General features: G+C 59.5%; 14 protein-coding genes. 5 read left to right on the top strand and 9 right to left on the bottom strand.

Translation table 11 applies throughout. The features are described 5' to 3' along the window. The first annotated feature begins 28 nt into the window (after positions 1–28). On the top strand, positions 29–1,570 hold the full coding sequence (locus BK662_RS01005) for an alkaline phosphatase D family protein (RefSeq protein ID WP_123355953.1): 1,542 nt from the start codon (positions 29–31) through the stop codon (positions 1,568–1,570). Between the two features lie 139 nt (positions 1,571–1,709). Here the strand turns inward: BK662_RS01005 and BK662_RS01000 are convergent, their stop codons facing one another. Both BK662_RS01000 and BK662_RS00995 read right to left on the bottom strand, forming a co-directional pair. Then, complete coding sequence (locus tag BK662_RS01000; RefSeq protein ID WP_123355951.1) at positions 1,710–4,238, bottom strand: PepSY domain-containing protein; 2,529 nt, start codon at positions 4,236–4,238, stop codon at positions 1,710–1,712. A 149-nt stretch (positions 4,239–4,387) separates the two neighbouring features. Continuing rightward, on the bottom strand, positions 4,388–6,646 hold the full coding sequence (locus tag BK662_RS00995) for a TonB-dependent receptor (RefSeq protein WP_123355949.1): 2,259 nt from the start codon (positions 6,644–6,646) through the stop codon (positions 4,388–4,390). A 206-nt stretch (positions 6,647–6,852) separates the two neighbouring features. On the opposite strand from BK662_RS00995, the gene BK662_RS00990 reads away from it, so the two are divergent. After that, the gene (locus BK662_RS00990) at positions 6,853–7,533 is read left to right on the top strand and encodes a Fe2+-dependent dioxygenase (RefSeq protein WP_123355947.1); all 681 of its coding nucleotides are present in this window, start codon (positions 6,853–6,855) and stop codon (positions 7,531–7,533) included. A gap of 57 nt (positions 7,534–7,590) precedes the next feature. Continuing rightward, complete coding sequence (locus tag BK662_RS00985; protein WP_123356108.1) at positions 7,591–8,289, top strand: tetratricopeptide repeat protein; 699 nt, start codon at positions 7,591–7,593, stop codon at positions 8,287–8,289. Positions 8,290–8,448: 159 nt separating this feature from the next. On the opposite strand, the gene BK662_RS00980 is transcribed toward BK662_RS00985, so the two are convergent. The 5 genes from BK662_RS00980 to BK662_RS00960 form a co-directional block, all read right to left on the bottom strand. Then, positions 8,449–9,612: a type III PLP-dependent enzyme gene (locus BK662_RS00980; protein WP_123355945.1), complete on the bottom strand. Its 1,164-nt coding sequence runs from the start codon at positions 9,610–9,612 to the stop codon at positions 8,449–8,451. A gap of 778 nt (positions 9,613–10,390) precedes the next feature. Next, a complete protein-coding gene (locus BK662_RS00975; RefSeq protein ID WP_052965622.1) occupies positions 10,391–11,548 on the bottom strand; it encodes an osmoprotectant ABC transporter ATP-binding protein OsmV in 1,158 nt (385 codons plus the stop codon). Next, positions 11,545–12,198: an ABC transporter permease gene (locus tag BK662_RS00970; RefSeq protein ID WP_007900392.1), complete on the bottom strand. Its 654-nt coding sequence runs from the start codon at positions 12,196–12,198 to the stop codon at positions 11,545–11,547. The genes BK662_RS00975 and BK662_RS00970 overlap by 4 nt, the downstream gene beginning before the upstream one ends. Before the next feature lie 12 nt (positions 12,199–12,210). After that, on the bottom strand, positions 12,211–13,104 hold the full coding sequence (locus BK662_RS00965) for a glycine betaine ABC transporter substrate-binding protein (protein WP_123355943.1): 894 nt from the start codon (positions 13,102–13,104) through the stop codon (positions 12,211–12,213). 20 nt (positions 13,105–13,124) lie between these two features. Further along, on the bottom strand, positions 13,125–13,841 hold the full coding sequence (locus BK662_RS00960) for an ABC transporter permease (protein ID WP_007900385.1): 717 nt from the start codon (positions 13,839–13,841) through the stop codon (positions 13,125–13,127). A 326-nt stretch (positions 13,842–14,167) separates the two neighbouring features. Between BK662_RS00960 and BK662_RS00955 the strand changes: the two genes are divergently transcribed. Together BK662_RS00955 and BK662_RS00950 are read left to right on the top strand one after the other, a co-directional pair. Then, positions 14,168–15,751, top strand: a complete 1,584-nt coding sequence (locus BK662_RS00955) for a peptide chain release factor 3 (RefSeq protein ID WP_123355941.1) — start codon at positions 14,168–14,170, stop codon at positions 15,749–15,751. Positions 15,752–16,089: 338 nt separating this feature from the next. Beyond that, positions 16,090–16,311, top strand: coding sequence for a hypothetical protein (locus BK662_RS00950; RefSeq protein WP_123355939.1), 222 nt, complete (start codon positions 16,090–16,092; stop codon positions 16,309–16,311). 190 nt (positions 16,312–16,501) lie between these two features. Here BK662_RS00950 and BK662_RS00945 read toward each other — a convergent pair whose 3' ends face one another. Then, positions 16,502–17,482, bottom strand: a complete 981-nt coding sequence (locus BK662_RS00945) for a peptide ABC transporter ATP-binding protein (RefSeq protein ID WP_123355937.1) — start codon at positions 17,480–17,482, stop codon at positions 16,502–16,504. Next, positions 17,482–18,450 (bottom strand): ABC transporter ATP-binding protein, encoded by a 969-nt coding sequence (locus tag BK662_RS00940; RefSeq protein WP_123355935.1) that lies wholly within the window; start codon positions 18,448–18,450, stop codon positions 17,482–17,484. The genes BK662_RS00945 and BK662_RS00940 overlap by 1 nt, the downstream gene beginning before the upstream one ends. Positions 18,451–18,454 lie beyond the last annotated feature (4 nt).

The following is an 18,454-nucleotide window of genomic DNA, read 5'->3' as shown; positions in this document are numbered from 1 at the left end:
TAAGTTTTCCTTTTTCAGGGAGAACACCATGAGCGAATTCGACCTCAGCCGTCGTCGTGTCATGCAGGTCGTTGGCGCTGGGCTGTTGATGCCCAGCCTGGCCCCTGCGGTGATTGCTTCGGTCAAGGATCGACCGCAACTCACCGATGGCGTGCAGTCCGGCGACCTGTTGGGTGACCGGGCGATGATCTGGAGCCGTAGCGACCGTGCGGCGCGGATGGTGGTGGAATGGGACACCCGCAGCCTGTTCAGTAACCCTCGTCGATTCGTCTCGCCATTGGCCGATGCCCGCACCGACTTCACCGCCCGGGTCGAGCTCACTGGCCTGCCCGCCGATCAGGCGATTTTCTACCGCGTGACTTTCGAAGACGCCCAGAGCGGTGTCGCCAGTGAGCCCTGGTTCGGTCATCTGCGCAGTGTGCCCACCGCCCGACGGAATATTCGGTTTGTCTGGAGTGGCGACACTGTCGGCCAGGGCTTCGGCATCAACCCGGACATCGGCGGCATGCGCATCTACGAAGCCATGCGTCTGCGCCTGCCGGACTTTTTTATCCACAGCGGCGACACCATCTACGCCGACGGCCTGGTGCCGGCGCAACTGACCACCGAAAGTGGCCGGGTGTGGCGCAACCTCACCAGCGAAGCCAAGAGCAAAGTCGCCGAAACCCTCGACGACTATCGCGGCAATTATCGCTACAACCTGATGGACGAAAACATCCGCCGCTTCAACGCCGAGGTCCCGCAAATCTGGCAGTGGGACGACCACGAAGTGGTGAACAACTGGTCGCCGGGCAAGCAACTGGATGAGCGCTACAAGAGCAAAGATATCCACAGCCTGGTCGGCCGTGCGCGCCAGGCCTGGCTGGAATACGCGCCGATGCGCTTGCAGAGTGCCGATGACGGCGGGCGGATTTATCGCAAGCTGAGTTATGGGCCGATGCTTGATGTGTTCGTGCTCGACATGCGCAGTTATCGCGAAGCCAATGACGACAACCTTGGTGCCGCCAAACCGTTTCTCGGTCGAGAACAATTGGACTGGCTCAAACGCGAATTGAAAGGCTCCCAGGCGCAATGGAAAGTCATCGCCGCCGACATGCCCATCGGCCTCGGCGTACCCGACGGTGAAGTCAGCCCCGGTGTGGCGCGGTGGGAAGCGGTGGCCAATGGTGACCCTGGCCCGGCTCAGGGCCGCGAAGTGGAAATCGCTGAATTGCTCGGTTTTCTGCGGGCGCAGCAGGTGCGTAATTTCGTATTCCTCACGGCGGATGTGCATTACTGCGCCGCGCACCATTACCACCCCGACCGCGCGGCGTTTCAGGACTTCGAACCGTTCTGGGAGTTTGTCGCAGGGCCGCTGAATGCGGGGAGCTTCGGGCCGAATGCGCTGGATAAAACCTTCGGCCCCGAAGTGGTGTTCGAGAAAGCACCATCGGCGCAGAACACCTCGCCGTTTGCCGGGTTTCAGTTTTTTGGCGAGGTGAATATCGACGGGCAGACGGGGGAGATGAGTGTGGTGTTGCGGGATCTGGATGGGGTGGGGGTGTTTGAGCGCAAGTTGCAGCCGGTTTGAGGACCGCACGCTTTTCATGAACGATATCAAACCAATGTGGGAGCGAGCCTGCTCGCGATGACGGTTTTACATTCAACAAATAAGTTGGCTGTCAGACCGTAATCGCGAGCAGGCTCGCTCCCACATTGATTGTGCGGTGTCAGTAGACGTCGCGGCGGTAGCGGCCTTGTTCGATCAGGCGGTCGACCTCTTCAATGCCGAGCAATTCGTTGAGCGCGTGATCCACCCCTGAAGCCATCCCCTGCAAACTGCCGCAGATGTAAATCACGGCGCCATCGGCCAGCCATTTTTTCAACTCGTCGGCCGACTTGCGCAGGCGATCCTGCACATAGATTTTCTCGGCCTGATCTCGGGAAAACGCCAGGTCCAGTCGTTCCAGATCTCCGGCAGTCAACCATTCCTCAAGCTCTGCGCGGCACAGGTAGTCATGCTCGCGATTACGCTCGCCGAACAGCAGCCAGTGACGCTGCTGCCCGTCGGCAATCCGTGCTTTGAGCAAACTGCGCAACCCGGCCAGCCCGGTGCCGTTGCCCAGCAGGATCATCGGCACCGGTTCGTTCGGTAGATGGAAACCACTGTTGCGGCGTACCCGCAAACTGATGCTGCTACCCACGGGCGCGTGTTCGGTCAACCAGCCGGAACCGACGCCCAGGCTGCCGTCGGCGTGCAATTCCTGACGCACGATCAACTCCAGCACGCCGTCGGCGGCGATCGAGGCGATGGAGTATTCGCGCATGGCCAACGGCACCAGGGCGTCCGCCAGCGCTTGCGCGTGCAGGCCGACCAGATGGGCGCGGTTCTCGGGCAGTTGGCGGCTGGCCAGAGCTTGTTCCAGCGTTTGCGACAGGCCATCGAACTCAACCGTGGCCCGACCGTCAATCCCCAGGCCGTCGAGGAAATGCTCGATGGCCCACGGACAATTGCGCGGCAGTACTTCCACCAGATCCCCGGCCAGCCAGCTGCTGGTGGTGGGGGCGCTGAGGCCGAGCAAATACACGGGTGAACCGCTGCTGTCCGGGTTCATCAATTCGCGACGGGTCAGGGTCCAGTTGTCGTAGCTTGGCGCTTGCCAGGTATCTACCGGCGCCTGACCCGTCAGCAGACCGAGTTGCTGTTGCCAGTGGCGCAGGGCGTAAGGATCGCCGCTGTCGACCTCCACCGGGGCGAACAGGGTCTTGCCGCCGTGCTCGCCCAACCAAGTGTGCAAGCGGCGGGCGAAGCCGCAGAAGTGTTGATACTGGCGGTCACCGAGGCCGAGCACGGCATAGTTAAGGCTGTCGAAGCTCAACGCACGGCCCAGCACTTTGCGTTCGAATCCTCGAGCGCTGTCAGGTGCCTCACCGTCGCCAAAGGTGCTGACCACAAACAGCGCGTTGCTGGAATCCTGCAGGTCCTGTTCGCTGACATTGGCCAACGGTTGAACCTTCACCGGTAACCCGGCGGCCTGCAATTGCCCGGCGGTCTGCCAGGCGAGCTGTTCGGCGAACCCGCTCTGGCTGGCGAAGCCGATCAGCCATGCCGGCGCGTCGCTGCCCGGTTGCGCGAGGCCTTTGCGGGCGTCCTTGATCTGACGTTTCTTGCGTCGACGGTCCAGGTACAGCAACCAGCCAGTGACGAAAAACAGCGGCATGCTCAGCGCGGCGATCGTCAGGATAATGCGCCCGATAATCCCGAAATAGCTGCCGACGTGCAGCGCATAAATACTGGTCAGCAGCTGCGCCTTGAGGCTCTTGTCGCTGTAGCGGTCATGACGGCTGACGATGCCGGTCGCCGGATCGAGGGTGATCTGGTTCAGCGCGCGGTCGTGGGGTGAATTCTTCAGCAGGTAGAACACGGTTGCCGGTTGCCCGGCCACGGGCGGCATACGAACGTTGTAGGACGAAAGCCCAGGGCCGGCGGCGCTGTAGATGCTGCTCCATATCGCGGCGTAATCGGCAGTGGGGGCCGGGCCGCTTGGCGCAGGACCGCGACCACTGCGCACTCGTTCGTTTTGCGGCGAATCGGAAAGCAGCCGGGTCAGGCCCTTGTTGTACCACTCGTACGACCAGGACAGCCCGGTCAGCGCCGCCAAAAGGTAGAACACCAGGCACCAGGTACCGGCCACCGAATGCAGATCCCAGTTGAAGCTGCGACCCTTTTTATTCCAGTCCAGGGTCAGCCAGGCGCGCCAGTTTTTCCACTGACGCGGCCAGCGCAGGTACAGGCCGGACAGACAGAAGAACACCAGAATCAGCGTACAGGCGCCGGTGATCTGCCGGCCGATATCGCCCATGGCCAGGACCCGGTGCAGTTGCAGCATCAGGCCAAAGAAATCCTGGCCCGTGACGTCGCCCATGAACTCGCCGGTGTACGGGTCGAAGTAGCGCATCGGCCCGCGACGTTCACCGGGTGGCGCGGTGAAGATCACCCGCGCGGCGTTGCCGCTGTCGGTCTCGACCCAGAGCATCGAGACTGTCTTGCCCGAAGCGCCTTCGATTTTCTCTACCAGCTCGGCAGGCGGCAGTACGCCGGCAATCTGCTTCTCGACGTGCAGCACAGAGGGGTTCAACGCTCGCAGGATTTCATCCTGGAACGATACCGTCGCCCCGGTGATGCCCATCAGGGCCAGGACCAGTCCGGCGCTGATGCCGAAAAACCAGTGCAACTGGAACAGGGATTTCTTCAACACGTCGCTCGCCTTGTTCGTTCAAAAGTCATCATCACGGCGCGCATTATGCCGTGAGTTGTCGAGAAGGATTCTTTTTTACAGGCAAAAGCCCCGTTCACTTCGATGAACGGGGCTTTTGCCTTAGAGCTTTGGCCTTCACGCTTCTGTGATCAGAAGTGGAAGTTGGCACTCAGCAGGGCGGTACGGCCCGCCGCCACGTGGGCGTAGTGGTTCTGGAGTATCTGGTCGAAGTAACGCTTGTCGGTCAGGTTCTGTACGTTGAGCTGCAGGTCGACGTTCTTGGTCAGACGGTAGCTGGCCATCGCGTCGTAACGCCAGTAGGACGGGATCTCCACCGAGTTGGCGACGTTGCCGAACTGGGAATCGACGAAGGTCGCACCGGCACCGATGGTCAACTTGTCCGGCACCAGATCGTAGGTCGACCAGAACGTGAAGTTGTTACGTGGGGTGCTTGGCATGTGGTTGCCTTCATCGGCGGCGAGGGTGGTTTTGACCACTTCGCTGTCCATGTAGGTGTAGCCGCCGAAGACTCTCCAGTTACGGGTCAGCTTGCCGGCATAGCTCAATTCCAGGCCATTGACCTGCTGTTCGCCGTCCAGCACTTGCGTGGTGCCGCCGTCCGGATCGTTGATTCGCGCGTTGGTTTTCTCGGTACGGAACAGTGCGGCGGTCAGCGACAGATCGTCACCGAAGAAGTCCCACTTGGTGCCGATTTCGTAGTTGCGGTTCTTTTCCGGATCCAGACTGGCATTGTTCGCTGCCAGTTCCAGGCCACCGTTGCCGCTGGTTTCGCCGGCCGGGTTGCTGGAGGTCGAATAGGCCGCGTAGATGCTGCCATTAGGCAACGGGTTGTAGACCACGCCGATCTGGTAGTTCACCAGGTCGCTGGTGTTCGCACGGGAGAAATCGTTCGCTGGCGCTGTGCTGCTGGCGTTGGCGTGGCCGCTGGATTCGACCTGGTAGTTGTCATAACGCAGACCCAGGTTCAGGGACCATTGCTCGTTGAACTTCAGGGTATCGAACACGTAGGCTGCGGCGGTTTTGGTGTCGGTGTCAGTGAACGCGGTGCTGTCGGTGATCGTGCCGTTCCAGTTATCCCCAGGCGTCGGGTTGTACAGGCTGGTGCAGTCGCCGGAGGTGAACAGGGCGCCGTTGCATCGGGTGCCGCTGGCGGTGGAAGTCAGGGTGTACGGGCGGTTGTGGGTGTCCTGATAGGAAAACTCCAGGCCGGTCACCAGGCTGTGCTCGATGGAGCCGGTGTTGAACTTGGCGCTAAGGTCGGTCTGGTTGATCCAGCCGCTGGACGTCGAGTTACGGCTCTTCGCGCCACGGTAAACGTTGCCATTGACCACGTTGCCCTTGCTGTCGTCCGGGTTGGTGACGATGTAGTCCAGGGTCGAACGGGACATGCGGAAGCTGTTCGATACGGTCAGGTCTTCATTCAGATCGTGTTCGATCTTGAGGGTGCCGCTGTCATTGGTGGTCTGGCGAAAGTCGCGACCGGTGAGGCCGTAGAAGTTGTCGCGGTCAACATTGGCCGGCTTGTCGACCTGATGCTTGCTACGGTTGGGGCTCAAGGTCAACGGGATGCCGTAGTCGGGCATGTCGTCGGTTTCGACGTGGTAGTAACCGACGGTCAAACGGGTATCGGTGCCCAGGCCGAAGGCGAAGGACGGCGCCACACCCCAGCGGCTGACGTCCACGGTATCGCGGCCGGCGACGTTGGCTTCGTGCTTCATCAGGTTCAGGCGCAAGGCCGAGGTGTCGGTCATCTGCTGGTTCAGATCAAGGGTGGTGCGCTTGGTCTGGTCCGAGCCCCAGGTGAAGCCGCCGTTGTAGGAATTGCCCAGCTTGGGGGTCTTGCTCACCAGGTTCAGGCTGCCACCGGTGGAACCGGCGCCGGTGAAGGCCGACCCCGGGCCCTTGCTGACTTCGATCGATTCAACGTTGAAGATCTCGCGGCTCTGGGACGCCGGGTCGCGCATGCCATCGACAAACGTGTCACTTTCGGCGTTGAAGCCGCGAATGATCGGACGATCGCCGGCCGGATTACCGCCCTCGCCGGCACCGAAGGTGATGCCTGGAGTGGTGCGCAAGGCGTCGACCAGGCTGGTGGCGCCGGTGTCGCGAATCACTTGTTGCGGGATCACGGTGACGCTTTTCGGCGTCTCGCGCAGTGGCGCGGTGTACTTCTTGGAGGCCGAAGTATCGGTCTTGTAGGAGGTGTCATTCTGCTCGCCCACAACGCTGGTCGCGTCCAGGGAAATCGCATTGTTGGGCGCTTTCTCGTCAGTCTTTTCGGCCGCGAAAACCATATGGCCCGCAGAGCCGGCAGTGATCGCCAGGCCAATTGCAGACGCGAGCAAACGCGGTGAACTGACCGTTGATTGTAGTTGTTGGCGTGACATGTGAATTCCCCTCCCCTAGGATTTGAGGCCGCGGAATATAGGGTAAACACGTATTTGTATCAATTGCGAAACGTTATTATTCGCGACAAATTTACATTCTTTACAATTTACCTTTACGGTTTTTGCCGTTTCATTCGTCCTACGGGTTTTACACAGGCAATAAGAATCAATACCATTAGAGCCCCTTTGCCTTCAGGTGTCTTTCCATGTTGCTGCACATTCCCGGCGTGTTCGCGAAAGAAGAAGTGCAGCGCATTCGCGAGGCCCTGACGCAGGCGGATTGGGCCGATGGCAAAATCACCGCCGGTTACCAGTCGGCCAAGGCCAAGCACAATCTGCAACTGCCGGAAGGGCATCCGTTGGCCAAGGAAATCGGCGCGGCGATGCTCGAGCGATTGTGGAAAAATCCGCAGTTCATGTCGGCGGCATTACCGCACAAGGTCTTCCCGCCGTTACTGAACTGTTACACGGCCGGTGGCAGTTTTGACTTCCACATCGACAACGCCGTGCGTCAACCCAAGGGCAGCATCGAGCGAGTGCGCACTGACCTGTCGGCGACGCTGTTCTTCAGTGAACCGGAGGATTACGACGGCGGCGAACTGGAAATCCAGGACACCTTCGGCACCCAGCGCGTGAAATTGCCCGCCGGCGACATGGTCCTGTATCCCGGCACTAGCTTGCACAAGGTCAACGCCGTTACGCGCGGCACCCGTTACGCCTCGTTTTTCTGGACGCAAAGCCTGGTGCGTGAAGACAGCCAGCGCGCCTTGCTGTTCGAGATGGACGGGGCGATTCAGCAACTGACCCAGGACATGCCCGACCATCCTTCATTGATCTGCCTGACCGGCACCTATCACAACCTGTTGCGTCGCTGGGTCGAGGTGTAAGTGACGGACTTTCGGTTGCACCGCGAGGAAATTCTCGACGGCGACCGCCTCAAAGCCATGCTCGAAGAAAGCCCGGCGCGCGCGGCCCAGGCGATTCTGATCGCGGCCCGTAAAGGCGTGCTCGATGCTCAGGCATTGCTCGGGCAGATCCTTCTGGACGGGCGAGGGATTGAGCAGGATCAGCCACTGGCTGTGCGCTGGTTCGAGATTGCCGCTCAGCATGGACATCTTATGGCGCGCAACATGTTAGGTCGTTGCCATGAACATGGCTGGGGTTGCACCGCCGATGCTTCGATAGCCGCGGGGCATTATCGTGTTGCCGCTGAAGCCGGACTGGATTGGGCGATGTACAACTACGCCAATCTGCTGGCTACTGGTCGTGGGGTGATCGAGGATCAGGTGCAAGCGCTGAATCTGTATCGGCGGGCAGCTGAATTGGGCCACGCAAAGTCGATGAACCTGCTGGGGCGTTATCTGGAAGAGGGGCGGGGTTGCCTGGCTGCTCCACAAGCTGCTCGTGACTGGTATCGACGCTCGGCGGTCGGCGGGGATTTTCGTGGGCAGTTCAGTTATGCAGCGGTGTTGGCGGATGAAGGCAAGATCGACGAGGCGCTGGGTTGGCTGCACAAGGCACTGGACGGCGGGAATCTGAATTTTTTGCGGGTGGCGAGCAAGGCGCTGTTGAACGCGGTGAATCCGCAAATTCGTAAGTTGGCCGAAGACTACACGCTACGCTGCGCCGAGCTGAACCCGTAGGAGCTGCCGAAGGCTGCGATCCTTTGCTTTTAAGAGCAAGATCAAAAGATCGCAGCCTTCGGCAGCTCCTACGGGAAAAATGCGGGTTTCCCGAGGCGTATTTCAGACACAAAAAAGCCCATGACACGTCATGGGCTTTTTCATTTCTGCGCGTGATTTTTACACGTAGAACGACTTCAGCGGCGGGAAGCCATTGAATTCAACCGCGCTGTAACTGGTGGTGTAAGCACCCGTCGACAACCAGTACAAACGATCACCGATCGCCAGGTTCAACGGCAAACCGTACTTGTAGTTCTCGTACATGATATCGGCGCTGTCGCAAGTCGGGCCGGCGATGACCACTTCTTCCATCTCGCCTTTCTTCTCGGTCCAGATCGGGAACTTGATGGCTTCGTCCATGGTTTCGATCAGGCCAGAGAATTTGCCCACATCCGTGTACACCCAGCGCTCGACGGCGGTACGGGATTTACGCGCCACCAGCACCACTTCACTGACCAGAATGCCGGCGTTGGCGATCAGCGAACGGCCCGGCTCCAGGATGATTTCCGGCAGGTCGTCGCCGAAGTCTTCCTTGAGGAAGCGGATGATTTCTTCGGCGTAGGTTTCCAGGCTGTTGGTGCGGGTGATGTAGTTGGCCGGGAAGCCACCACCCATGTTGATCAACTTCAGGTGGATGCCGTCTTCTTCTTTCAGACGCTCGAAGATCACTTTGACCTTGGCGATCGCCGCGTCCCAGACGCTGATGTCGCGCTGCTGCGAACCGACGTGGAAGGAAATACCGTACGGCACCAGACCCAGGTCGCGAGCGAGGATCAGCAGGTCCATGGCCATGTCGGTCTGGCAGCCGAATTTACGCGACAGTGGCCAGTCGGCGGTGGTCGAGCCTTCAGTCAGGATACGCACATAGACTTTCGAGCCGGGAGCCGCCTTGGCGATGTTGCGCAGGTCGGCTTCGGAGTCGGTAGCGTACAGACGCACGCCCTTGTCGTAGAAGTAGCGAATGTCTTTGGATTTCTTGATGGTGTTGCCGTAGCTGATGCGATCCGGGCCGACGCCCTGGTTCATCACTTTATCGAGCTCGTAGATCGAGGCGATGTCGAAGTTCGAGCCTTTCTCTTTGAGCAGGTCGATGATTTCAACGGCCGGGTTGGCCTTGACTGCGTAGTAGACCTTGGCGAATTCGAAACCGGCGCGCAGGTCGTCGTAGGCCTGGCTGATCATCGCGGTGTCGATCACCACGAACGGGGTTTCTTGTTTGTCGGCGAAAGCCTTCATTTTCTGGAAGGTATCGCGCGCGAAATAGTCTTCGACGTTGATCGACATGCTGGGAACTCCTACTGGCAAACTGAAATTATCAATGGGTGCGAGGGTGTGTCATCAATGAGTTCGCGAGTGCGTTGTCGCCTGAGCGCGTGCCAGGCAAGGCGCAGGACGCCGCTAATGGTTATTCCCTTCGCAAGGCCTGCAACGCAGCATGGCGCGCGCTCAGGCACAACCCGGAGGGCCGGGCCTGCTTTTGCGCAGGGCTGCGTTACTCGTCCCTTATTTGGAACAACCAAACTTCGGTCCTCGCGCCTTGCCCTGCGCAAAAGCAGACTCCGGCGCACTCGTGAACTCATTGATGACACACCCTCCTGAACGCCCTCCGTATCCCCACTTTGGTTCGCCTACTTCCCAAGGCATGTCGCCGAAAGCAAAAAGGCCACGGGAGGCGGTGCTTTCCCTTGGCCTTGCTGTCTCGTCGTCAGTACTTGAGCCGGATGGATCGTTTCCAGCATGGACGTTCGGCGCGAACTTTAGGGCGTGAGGAGCTCGAGATCAACAAAAAATGTCGCGTTTTTGCACGCTTCCGTCGTGCGGTCCCGGACAGCTACTGATGTAACCGACCTGCATGACAGTGTGATGTTCCCCGAATGAGGAATTTTGGAGGGATTTGCATTGCCTTTGTGGCGAGGGAGCTTGCTCCCGCTGGGTCGCGGAGCGGCCCTAAAATCAGCCGATGCGGTTCTTCGGGCGAACCGCATCGGCTGACTTTACGACTGCTTCGCAGCCGAGCGGGAGCAAGCTCCCTCGCCACAAAAGCACTTAAGCCTCAGACAGATCAGGCGACAGCAGTCTCGGCTGGCGAAACAATACTGGTCTTGCCCCCACGGGACTTACCAGAGCTCAAGTACTCGGCAATCGATTCCTGAGTCACCTCACCCAGGAACACCCGCTCGGCATCCATCACCGGCAGCCACGAGCGGTTGAACTCGTACATGCGCGACAGCAGGATGCGCAAATGCTCGTCGTACACCGCGGTGGCATTAAACTCGCGCAGGTATTGCGCGCAAGTGCCGGTCTGGCGGTGCAGGTCGCGACGGCGCACGTAGCCCAAGGCCTTGTTCTCGGCGCAGGTAACCACCACGTAGCGACGGTCCAGTTCGTCCATCAATTCCAGCGCCTCGGCCACCGGAGTTCCCGGGCTTACCGATGGCGCGTTGTCCGCCGCATCTTCGGCTTTCACCAGCAACAGACGCTTGAGGGTGCTGTCCTGGCCGACGAAGTTGCTGACAAAGTCGTCCGCCGGGTGCGCCAGCAGGGTGTCCGGGTGATCGATCTGCAGCAGTTTGCCCGCACGGAAAATCGCAATCTTGTCGCCAAGCTTGATCGCTTCGTCGATGTCGTGGCTGACCATGATCACAGTCTTGTTCAGCGCCCGTTGCATCTCGAAGAATTCGTTCTGGATCATCTCGCGGTTGATCGGGTCGACCGCGCCGAACGGTTCGTCCATCAGCAACAACGGCGCATCCGCCGCCAGAGCACGAATCACGCCGATCCGTTGCTGCTGGCCACCGGATAGTTCACGCGGATAGCGAGTCAGATACTGCTTGGGTTCGAGCTTGATCATGCTCATCAACTCGCGGGCGCGGTCGTGGCATTTCTGTTTGTCCCAGCCGAGCAGGCGCGGAACGATGGTGATGTTTTCCTCGATGGTCATGTTCGGGAACAGACCGATCTGCTGGATCACATAACCGATGTTACGGCGCAGGGTCACGGCGTCGAGGTCAGTAGTGTCTTCGCCGTTGATCAGGATCTTGCCCGAGGTTGGCTTGATCAGGCGGTTGATCATCTTCAGCGTGGTGCTTTTGCCGCAGCCCGATGGCCCCAGGAACACACAGATTTCGCCTTCATTGACGGTCAGGCTTACCGAATCCACGGCTTTCACATCTTTGCCGTTGCTTTGGAAGGTCTTGCTGAGGTTTTGAAGTTCGATCATTTCAGGAGTCCTTTTGGAGTCAGCGTGCGTTGCAGCCATTGCAGAAGCAGGTCGGCGAAGATGGCCAGGAGACTGACCAGCACGGCGCCGACAATCAGCATCGACATGTCGCTGCGGCTGATGGAAGCGAGAATGAGTACACCGAGGCCACCGGCGCCGATGGTCGCGGCGATGGTCATCACACCGATATTCATCACCACGGCGGTGCGCACACCGGCGAGGATCACCGGCACGGCGATGGGCAATTCGACCATGCGCAGGCGCTGGCCGAAGGTCATGCCGATGCCACGCGCTGCTTCGCGAATGCCCGGTTCGACGCCGGTCAGCGCCAAATAGGTGTTACGCATAATCGGCAGCAGCGAGTACAGAAACACTGCGGTGATCGCCGGCATCGGGCCGAGGCCCTGGCCGAATTTGGAATAGAACGGCAGCAACAGGCCGAACAGCGCAATCGACGGCACGGTCAGCAGCACCGTGGCGCTGGCTTGCAAGGGGCCGGCCAGTGTCGGGAAACGGGTCATCAGGATGCCCAGCGGCACGCCGACCAGAATCGCCAGGGTCACGGCGATGCCAACCAGGGTGATGTGCTGCCAGGTCAGGTGCAAAACCTGCGGCCAATCGAGATGGGAAAAGGCGTTCAAAAATTCCATGGCTTTTCCTCCTCAGTTGATGGGGTGCTGGCGCAGGAAGTCTGCAGCAACGGATGAAGGGCTTTCATGATCGACATCGACCCGCGCGTTCAGCTGGCGCATGGTGGCGTCGTCGAACAGTTGGGCCAGTGGCTTGAGCTCTTCGGCGAGTTTCGGGTGGGCGTCGAGGTAGACCTGACGCACCACCGGCGCGGCGGTGTAGTCCGGGAAGTAATGTTTGTCGTCTTCCAGCAATTTGAGCTTGAAGGCGTTCAAACGACCGTCAGTGGTGTAGACCAGACCGGCAAACACCTGGCCATTGCGCAGCGCGGTGTAGACCAACCCGGCATCCATCTGGCGAATGTTGTTGCGGGTCAGGTTCATGCCATAGAGATCGACCATGCCGGCCAGACCGTCGGAACGGTTGGCAAACTCGGTGTCCAGAGCGACGAGGTGATTGGTCTTCGCCTCAGCCTGCAGCACCGTGTTCAGCTCGCTCATGGTGTTGATCTGTGGGTAAGCCTTCGCGGTGTTTTCCGGCAGGGCCAGGGCGTAGGTGTTGCTGAACTTCGAAGGGGTGAGCCAGACCAGACCTTTTTTCGCGTCGAGTTCTTTCACCCGGGCGTAGGACTGAGCGCTGTCGAGCTTGTCAGTGACATGGTTGTAAGCCACCAGCGACACGCCGGTGTATTCCCACATCAAATCCAGCTGACCACTTTCGTGGGCGCTGCGGGCCAGGTTGCTGCCCAGACCGCCGGTCACTTGGGTGTCGTAACCCTTGGTGCGCAGGTATTGGGAGGTGATTTCCGCCAGCAGGGTTTGTTCGGTGAACACCCGGGCGCCGATGCGGATAACGGGTTTTTCAGCGGCTTGGGCAAATCCTGCGAACAGCAGAACGCAGCCTATTAAAAAGCTTAATTTCTTCATAAAAATTCCTTTGCCGAGGCTTAAGACGGGCGCAAGCCGCGTTCGAGCCAGAGGCGGCTGGCGAGTGTCACCAGGCCGTCGAGCAGCAAGGCCAGCAGGGCGGTGCATGCCGCGCCGAGCAGCAGTTGCGGCTGATTGTTCAGGGCGATGCCGGGGAAAATCAGGCTGCCCAGACTGTTGGCGCCGATCAGGAACGCCAGCGGTGCGGTACCGACATTGATCGCCAGCGCCACGCGCACACCACCGATGATGATCGGCACGGCGTTCGGCAGTTCGACCCGCCATAGCACCTGAGTCGGTGTCATGCCGATGCCAACGGCCGCTTCCTTGAGTGAACCCTGAACGTTTTTCAGACCTTCATAGGTGTTGCGCACAATCGGCAACAGTGAGGCGAGGAACAAAGCGAAAATCGCAGGACCGCTGCCAATGCCGAGGATCCCCAGGGCGATGGCCAATACGGCGAGAGGCGGCACGGTGTTGCCGATGTTGAAGATCTGCATGAAGCGTTCGGCGCGTCCAACCATGGTCGGGCGGCTGAGGAAGATACCGGCGGGTATGCCCACTACAAGGGCGGCCAGCATGGAAACGAGGACGAGAATCAGATGAGCTTGCAGGTAAAACAACAAATCGTCGCGGTACTGTTCGATCGTGTTGATGCCAATCCAGTGGACCAGCAGGGCCAGAAGGGCGACGACAACCGCACCTCCTATCAGCCCTTTGCCATAGCGAATAGCCACAGGCGGACTCCTTTTTTCAGTCGGCGGACGCAGTCCCGTGTGGCATGCCATTCCTGGCTGCCGGGAAATCAACGTTCGCGAGAAGCAGCTCTTCATGCTCGTGAAACCGCATGAAATCGAGCCATAAGCGCAGCCTCGTCAGGCTAACTTGCTGATTTTTCAACCCTGACGAATAGCCGTAACAGGGGAGTGGACGCCTCCACGCTCCGAAAGGTTCCCATCTGAAGCAGCATTTGGCCACCCCTAATGTGCTCAACGGTTCGGTTATTCGATGAAGTTGGGCTATAATCGCGGCCCTTTTTGAATCACCTGCCAGGCGATTTCCCATGACCAAACAGGCCGCCGAAGTCGCGAAACGCCGCACTTTCGCCATTATTTCCCACCCCGATGCCGGTAAGACCACCATCACCGAGAAGCTCTTGCTGATGGGCAAGGCGATTGCGATTGCTGGCACGGTGAAGTCGCGTAAATCCGACCGCCATGCCACCTCCGACTGGATGGAAATGGAAAAGCAGCGTGGTATCTCGATTACCACGTCGGTCATGCAGTTCCCGTATCGCGATCACATGATCAACCTGCTCGACACCCCGGGCCACGAAGACTTCTCCGAAGATACCTACCGCACTCTGACGGCAGTGGACTCGGCATTGATGGTCCTCGACGGCGGTAAGGGCGTAGAGCCACGGACCATCGCGCTGATGGACGTCTGTCGTCTGCGTGACACGCCGATCGTCAGCTTCATCAACAAACTCGACCGTGACATTCGCGACCCGATCGAACTGCTCGACGAAATCGAAGCGGTCCTGAAAATCAAGGCTGCGCCGATCACCTGGCCGATCGGTTGCTACCGCGATTTCAAGGGTGTTTATCACCTCGCCGACGACTACATCATCGTCTACACCGCTGGTCACGGCCACGAGCGCACCGACGTGAAAATCATCGAGAAGCTTGACTCCGATGAAGCCCGCGCGCACTTGGGCGATGAGTACGATCGCTTCGTCGAACAGCTGGAACTGGTGCAGGGCGCCTGCCACGAATTCAATCAACAGGAATTCCTCGACGGCCAACTGACACCGGTATTCTTCGGTACTGCATTGGGCAACTTCGGTGTCGATCACGTGCTCGACGCCGTGGTCAACTGGGCGCCGAAACCGCTGGCCCGTGTCGCCAACGAGCGCACCGTGGAACCGGTTGAAGAGAAATTCGCAGGCTTCGTGTTCAAGATCCAGGCGAACATGGACCCGAAACACCGCGACCGCATTGCCTTCATGCGTATCTGCTCCGGCAAGTACGAAAAAGGTATGAAAATGCGCCACGTGCGCACCGGCAAAGACGTGCGGATCGGCGATGCGCTGACGTTCTTCTCCTCTGAGCGTGAGCAGCTGGAAGAAGCGTTTGCCGGCGACATCATCGGCCTGCACAACCACGGCACCATCCAAATCGGCGACACCTTCACCGAGGGCGAAGTCCTGGGCTTCACCGGCATCCCGCACTTCGCCCCGGAACTGTTCCGTCGCGTGCGTCTGCGTGATCCGCTGAAATCCAAGCAACTGCGTCAGGGCCTGCAGCAATTGGCCGAAGAAGGCGCCACTCAGGTGTTCTTCCCCGAGCGCAGCAACGACATCATCCTCGGCGCCGTCGGTGTGCTGCAGTTCGATGTGGTCGCCAGCCGTTTGAAAGAGGAATACAAGGTCGAGTGCTCTTACGAGCCGATCACCGTTTATTCCGCGCGCTGGATTGATTGCGACGATAAGAAGAAGTTTGAGGAATTCCGGGTCAAGGCCGTGGAAAACCTTGCGGTCGATGGCGGTGGTCACCTGACCTACCTGGCCCCGACCCGGGTCAATCTGGCGTTGATGGAAGAGCGCTGGCCGGATGTGAAATTCCGTGCGACGCGTGAGCATCACTAAGCGCTGAGCCGTAACCCCCAAAGCCCCGATGCGTAAGCCTCGGGGCTTTTTTTGTGCCACCTCGGTCAACTGTGGGAGCGGGCTTGCTCGCGAAAGCGGCCTTTCATTCAACATTGATGTCGACTGACCCGACGCCTTCGCGAGCAAGCCCGCTCCCACATGGAATCATCATCGTTAGTGGGTTTGGATATAAGGTTTATTCAAAACCAATCTCTTCGCCAACGACATTTTCTGCTACCCGGTAGCGTCCTATCTGGAGAACCCGGTCAATCGGAACTAAATTTCACTCAGTACCTTTCAGGCATCCACGTGTCACCCAAGAAAGGATGGAATCGGCTATGAGTATTTTTCAACGCGTTGTGTTGTTGCTTAAGGTTTTGGTGATGCTGTCCCTCGGCACGTCGGCGGTGGCGTGGGCAGAATGTCAGGACCATGAAAAACAGGCCCTGAACGGGCAAGGCGTGCATAGCGAGCTGATGATCGCTGCGACCGAATCAGACGATGACGATTCGACTGACGACCCAGACTCCGATGAGGAAGAGGAAGACAAGCAAACGTAAATGACGGACCAAAGAAAAACCCCTCCTGCCAGACTGATGCGCAATCGAAGCCGAAGGGGTTGGTCAACGCTTTAGATATTTCGTGCCGCTAAATACCTGTGGGAGCGAGCCTGCTCGCGATGGCGTCATACCCGTCGACATTAATGCCGACTGATACACCGCTATCGCGAGCAGGCTCGCTCCCACATTGTTACGCCGCGCCGTCGAGGAATTGCTCGGCGTAGTGGCAAGCCACTTGGCGGGTGTCGAGCAGGCGCAGGGGCGGCTCTTCGACGCTGCAGCGCTCGGTCGCGTACGGGCAGCGCTTATGGAAGGCGCAGCCGGACGGCGGGTTCAGCGGGTTCGGCAGTTCGCCGACGATCTTGATTTTCGGCTTGTCCGGATCCGGGTGGATGGTCGGAGTGGCCGACAACAGCGCCTGAGTGTACGGGTGCAGAGGACGGGTGTAGATGTCCTCTTTCGGGCCCATTTCCACCGGGCGGCCGAGGTACATCACCATCACGTGATCGGCAACGTGACGCACCACGGCCAGGTTGTGGGAAATGAACACGTAGGCGGTGTTGAACTCTTGCTGTAAATCCATGAACAGGTTGAGTACCTGCGCCTGAATCGATACGTCCAGCGCCGAGGTCGGTTCGTCCGCGACCAGCACTTTCGGTTGCAGCATCATCGCGCGGGCCAGGGCAATCCGCTGGCGCTGACCGCCGGAGAACATGTGCGGGTAGCGCTGGTAGTGCTCCGGACGCAAGCCCACCTGTTTCATCATCGCCTGGACTTTCTCGCGACGTTCCGAGGCGCTCAGGTTGGTGTTGATCAACAGCGGCTCGGCGAGTTGGTCACCGACTTTCTGCCGTGGGTTCAGCGACGCGTATGGGCTCTGGAATACCATCTGCACGTCTTTGCGCAGTTGCTTGCGCTGGGCCTTGTTGGCACCGGCGACTTCCTGCCCGGCGATTTTCAAGGAACCGGAGGACGGTTCTTCGATCAGCGTCAGGGCACGGGCCAGGGTGGATTTGCCGCAGCCCGACTCACCCACAACGGCGAGGGTCTTGCCGGCTTCCAGTTCGAACGACACACCGTTGAGGGCGCGTACGGTTGCATGGCCCTTGAACAGGCCGCGGGACACTTCGTAGTGACGGGTCAGGTTTCGGGCGGTTAGTACGACGGCCATTACGCCACCTCCTGATTCAACGGGTAGAAGCAGCGGGCGAGGCTGTTGCTTTTCTGGTCAAGGGGCGGACGCTGGGTGCGGCAGTTGTCCTGCACGTAGGGGCAGCGCGGCGACAACAGGCAGCCTTGCGGACGGTCATAACGACCGGGAACGATGCCCGGCAACGTCGACAGGCGCGAGGCACCCAGGCTGTGTTCCGGAATGGCCTTGAGCAGTGCTTCGCTGTACGGGTGCGCCGGAATGTCGAACAGTTGTGGCACCTGACCGACTTCAACCGCTTGGCCGGCGTACATTACGCACACGCGTTGGGCGGTTTCGGCCACGACCGCGAGGTCGTGAGTGATCAGCACCAGGCCCATGTTCTGTTCTTTTTGCAGGGCCAGCAGCAGGTCCATGATCTGCGCCTGAATCGTTACGTCGAGTGCAGTGGTCGGTTCGTCAGCAATCAGCAGTTTCGGTTCGCCAGCAATCGCCATGGCAATCGCCACGCGCTGGCTCATACCGCCGGAGAGTTGGTGCGGGTAGGCGTCCATACGGCTGGCGGCGCCCGGGATTTCCACTTTTTCCAGCAGTTCGATGGCACGCTTGCGGGCTTGCTTGCTGGACATTTTCAGGTGCAGGCGCAGCACTTCTTCGATCTGGAAGCCGACGGTGTAGCTCGGGTTCAGCGCGGTCATCGGGTCCTGGAACACCATGGCCAGGTCTTTGCCGACGATCTGCCGGCGCTGACGATTGCTGAGCTTGAGCATGTTCTTGCCATCGAAATTCAGGGCGTCGGCGGTGACGATCCCCGGATGCTCGATCAGGCCCATCAGGGCCATCATGGTCACGGACTTGCCGGAACCCGATTCGCCAACGATGGCCAGCACTTCGCCCTTGTCCACGGTAATGTCGAGACCGTCGACCACCGGAACGGCATTCTTGTCGCCGAAGCGAACGTTGAGATTCTTGATTTCTAACAGTGACATTTGA

Origin of the sequence: Pseudomonas frederiksbergensis, assembly GCF_003732275.1 — a bacterium.
Classification (GTDB): Bacteria; Pseudomonadota; Gammaproteobacteria; order Pseudomonadales; family Pseudomonadaceae; genus Aquipseudomonas; species Aquipseudomonas frederiksbergensis_H.
The sequence above is the reverse complement of the archived record's forward strand: the minus strand, read 5'-3'. Positions and strand labels throughout refer to the sequence as shown.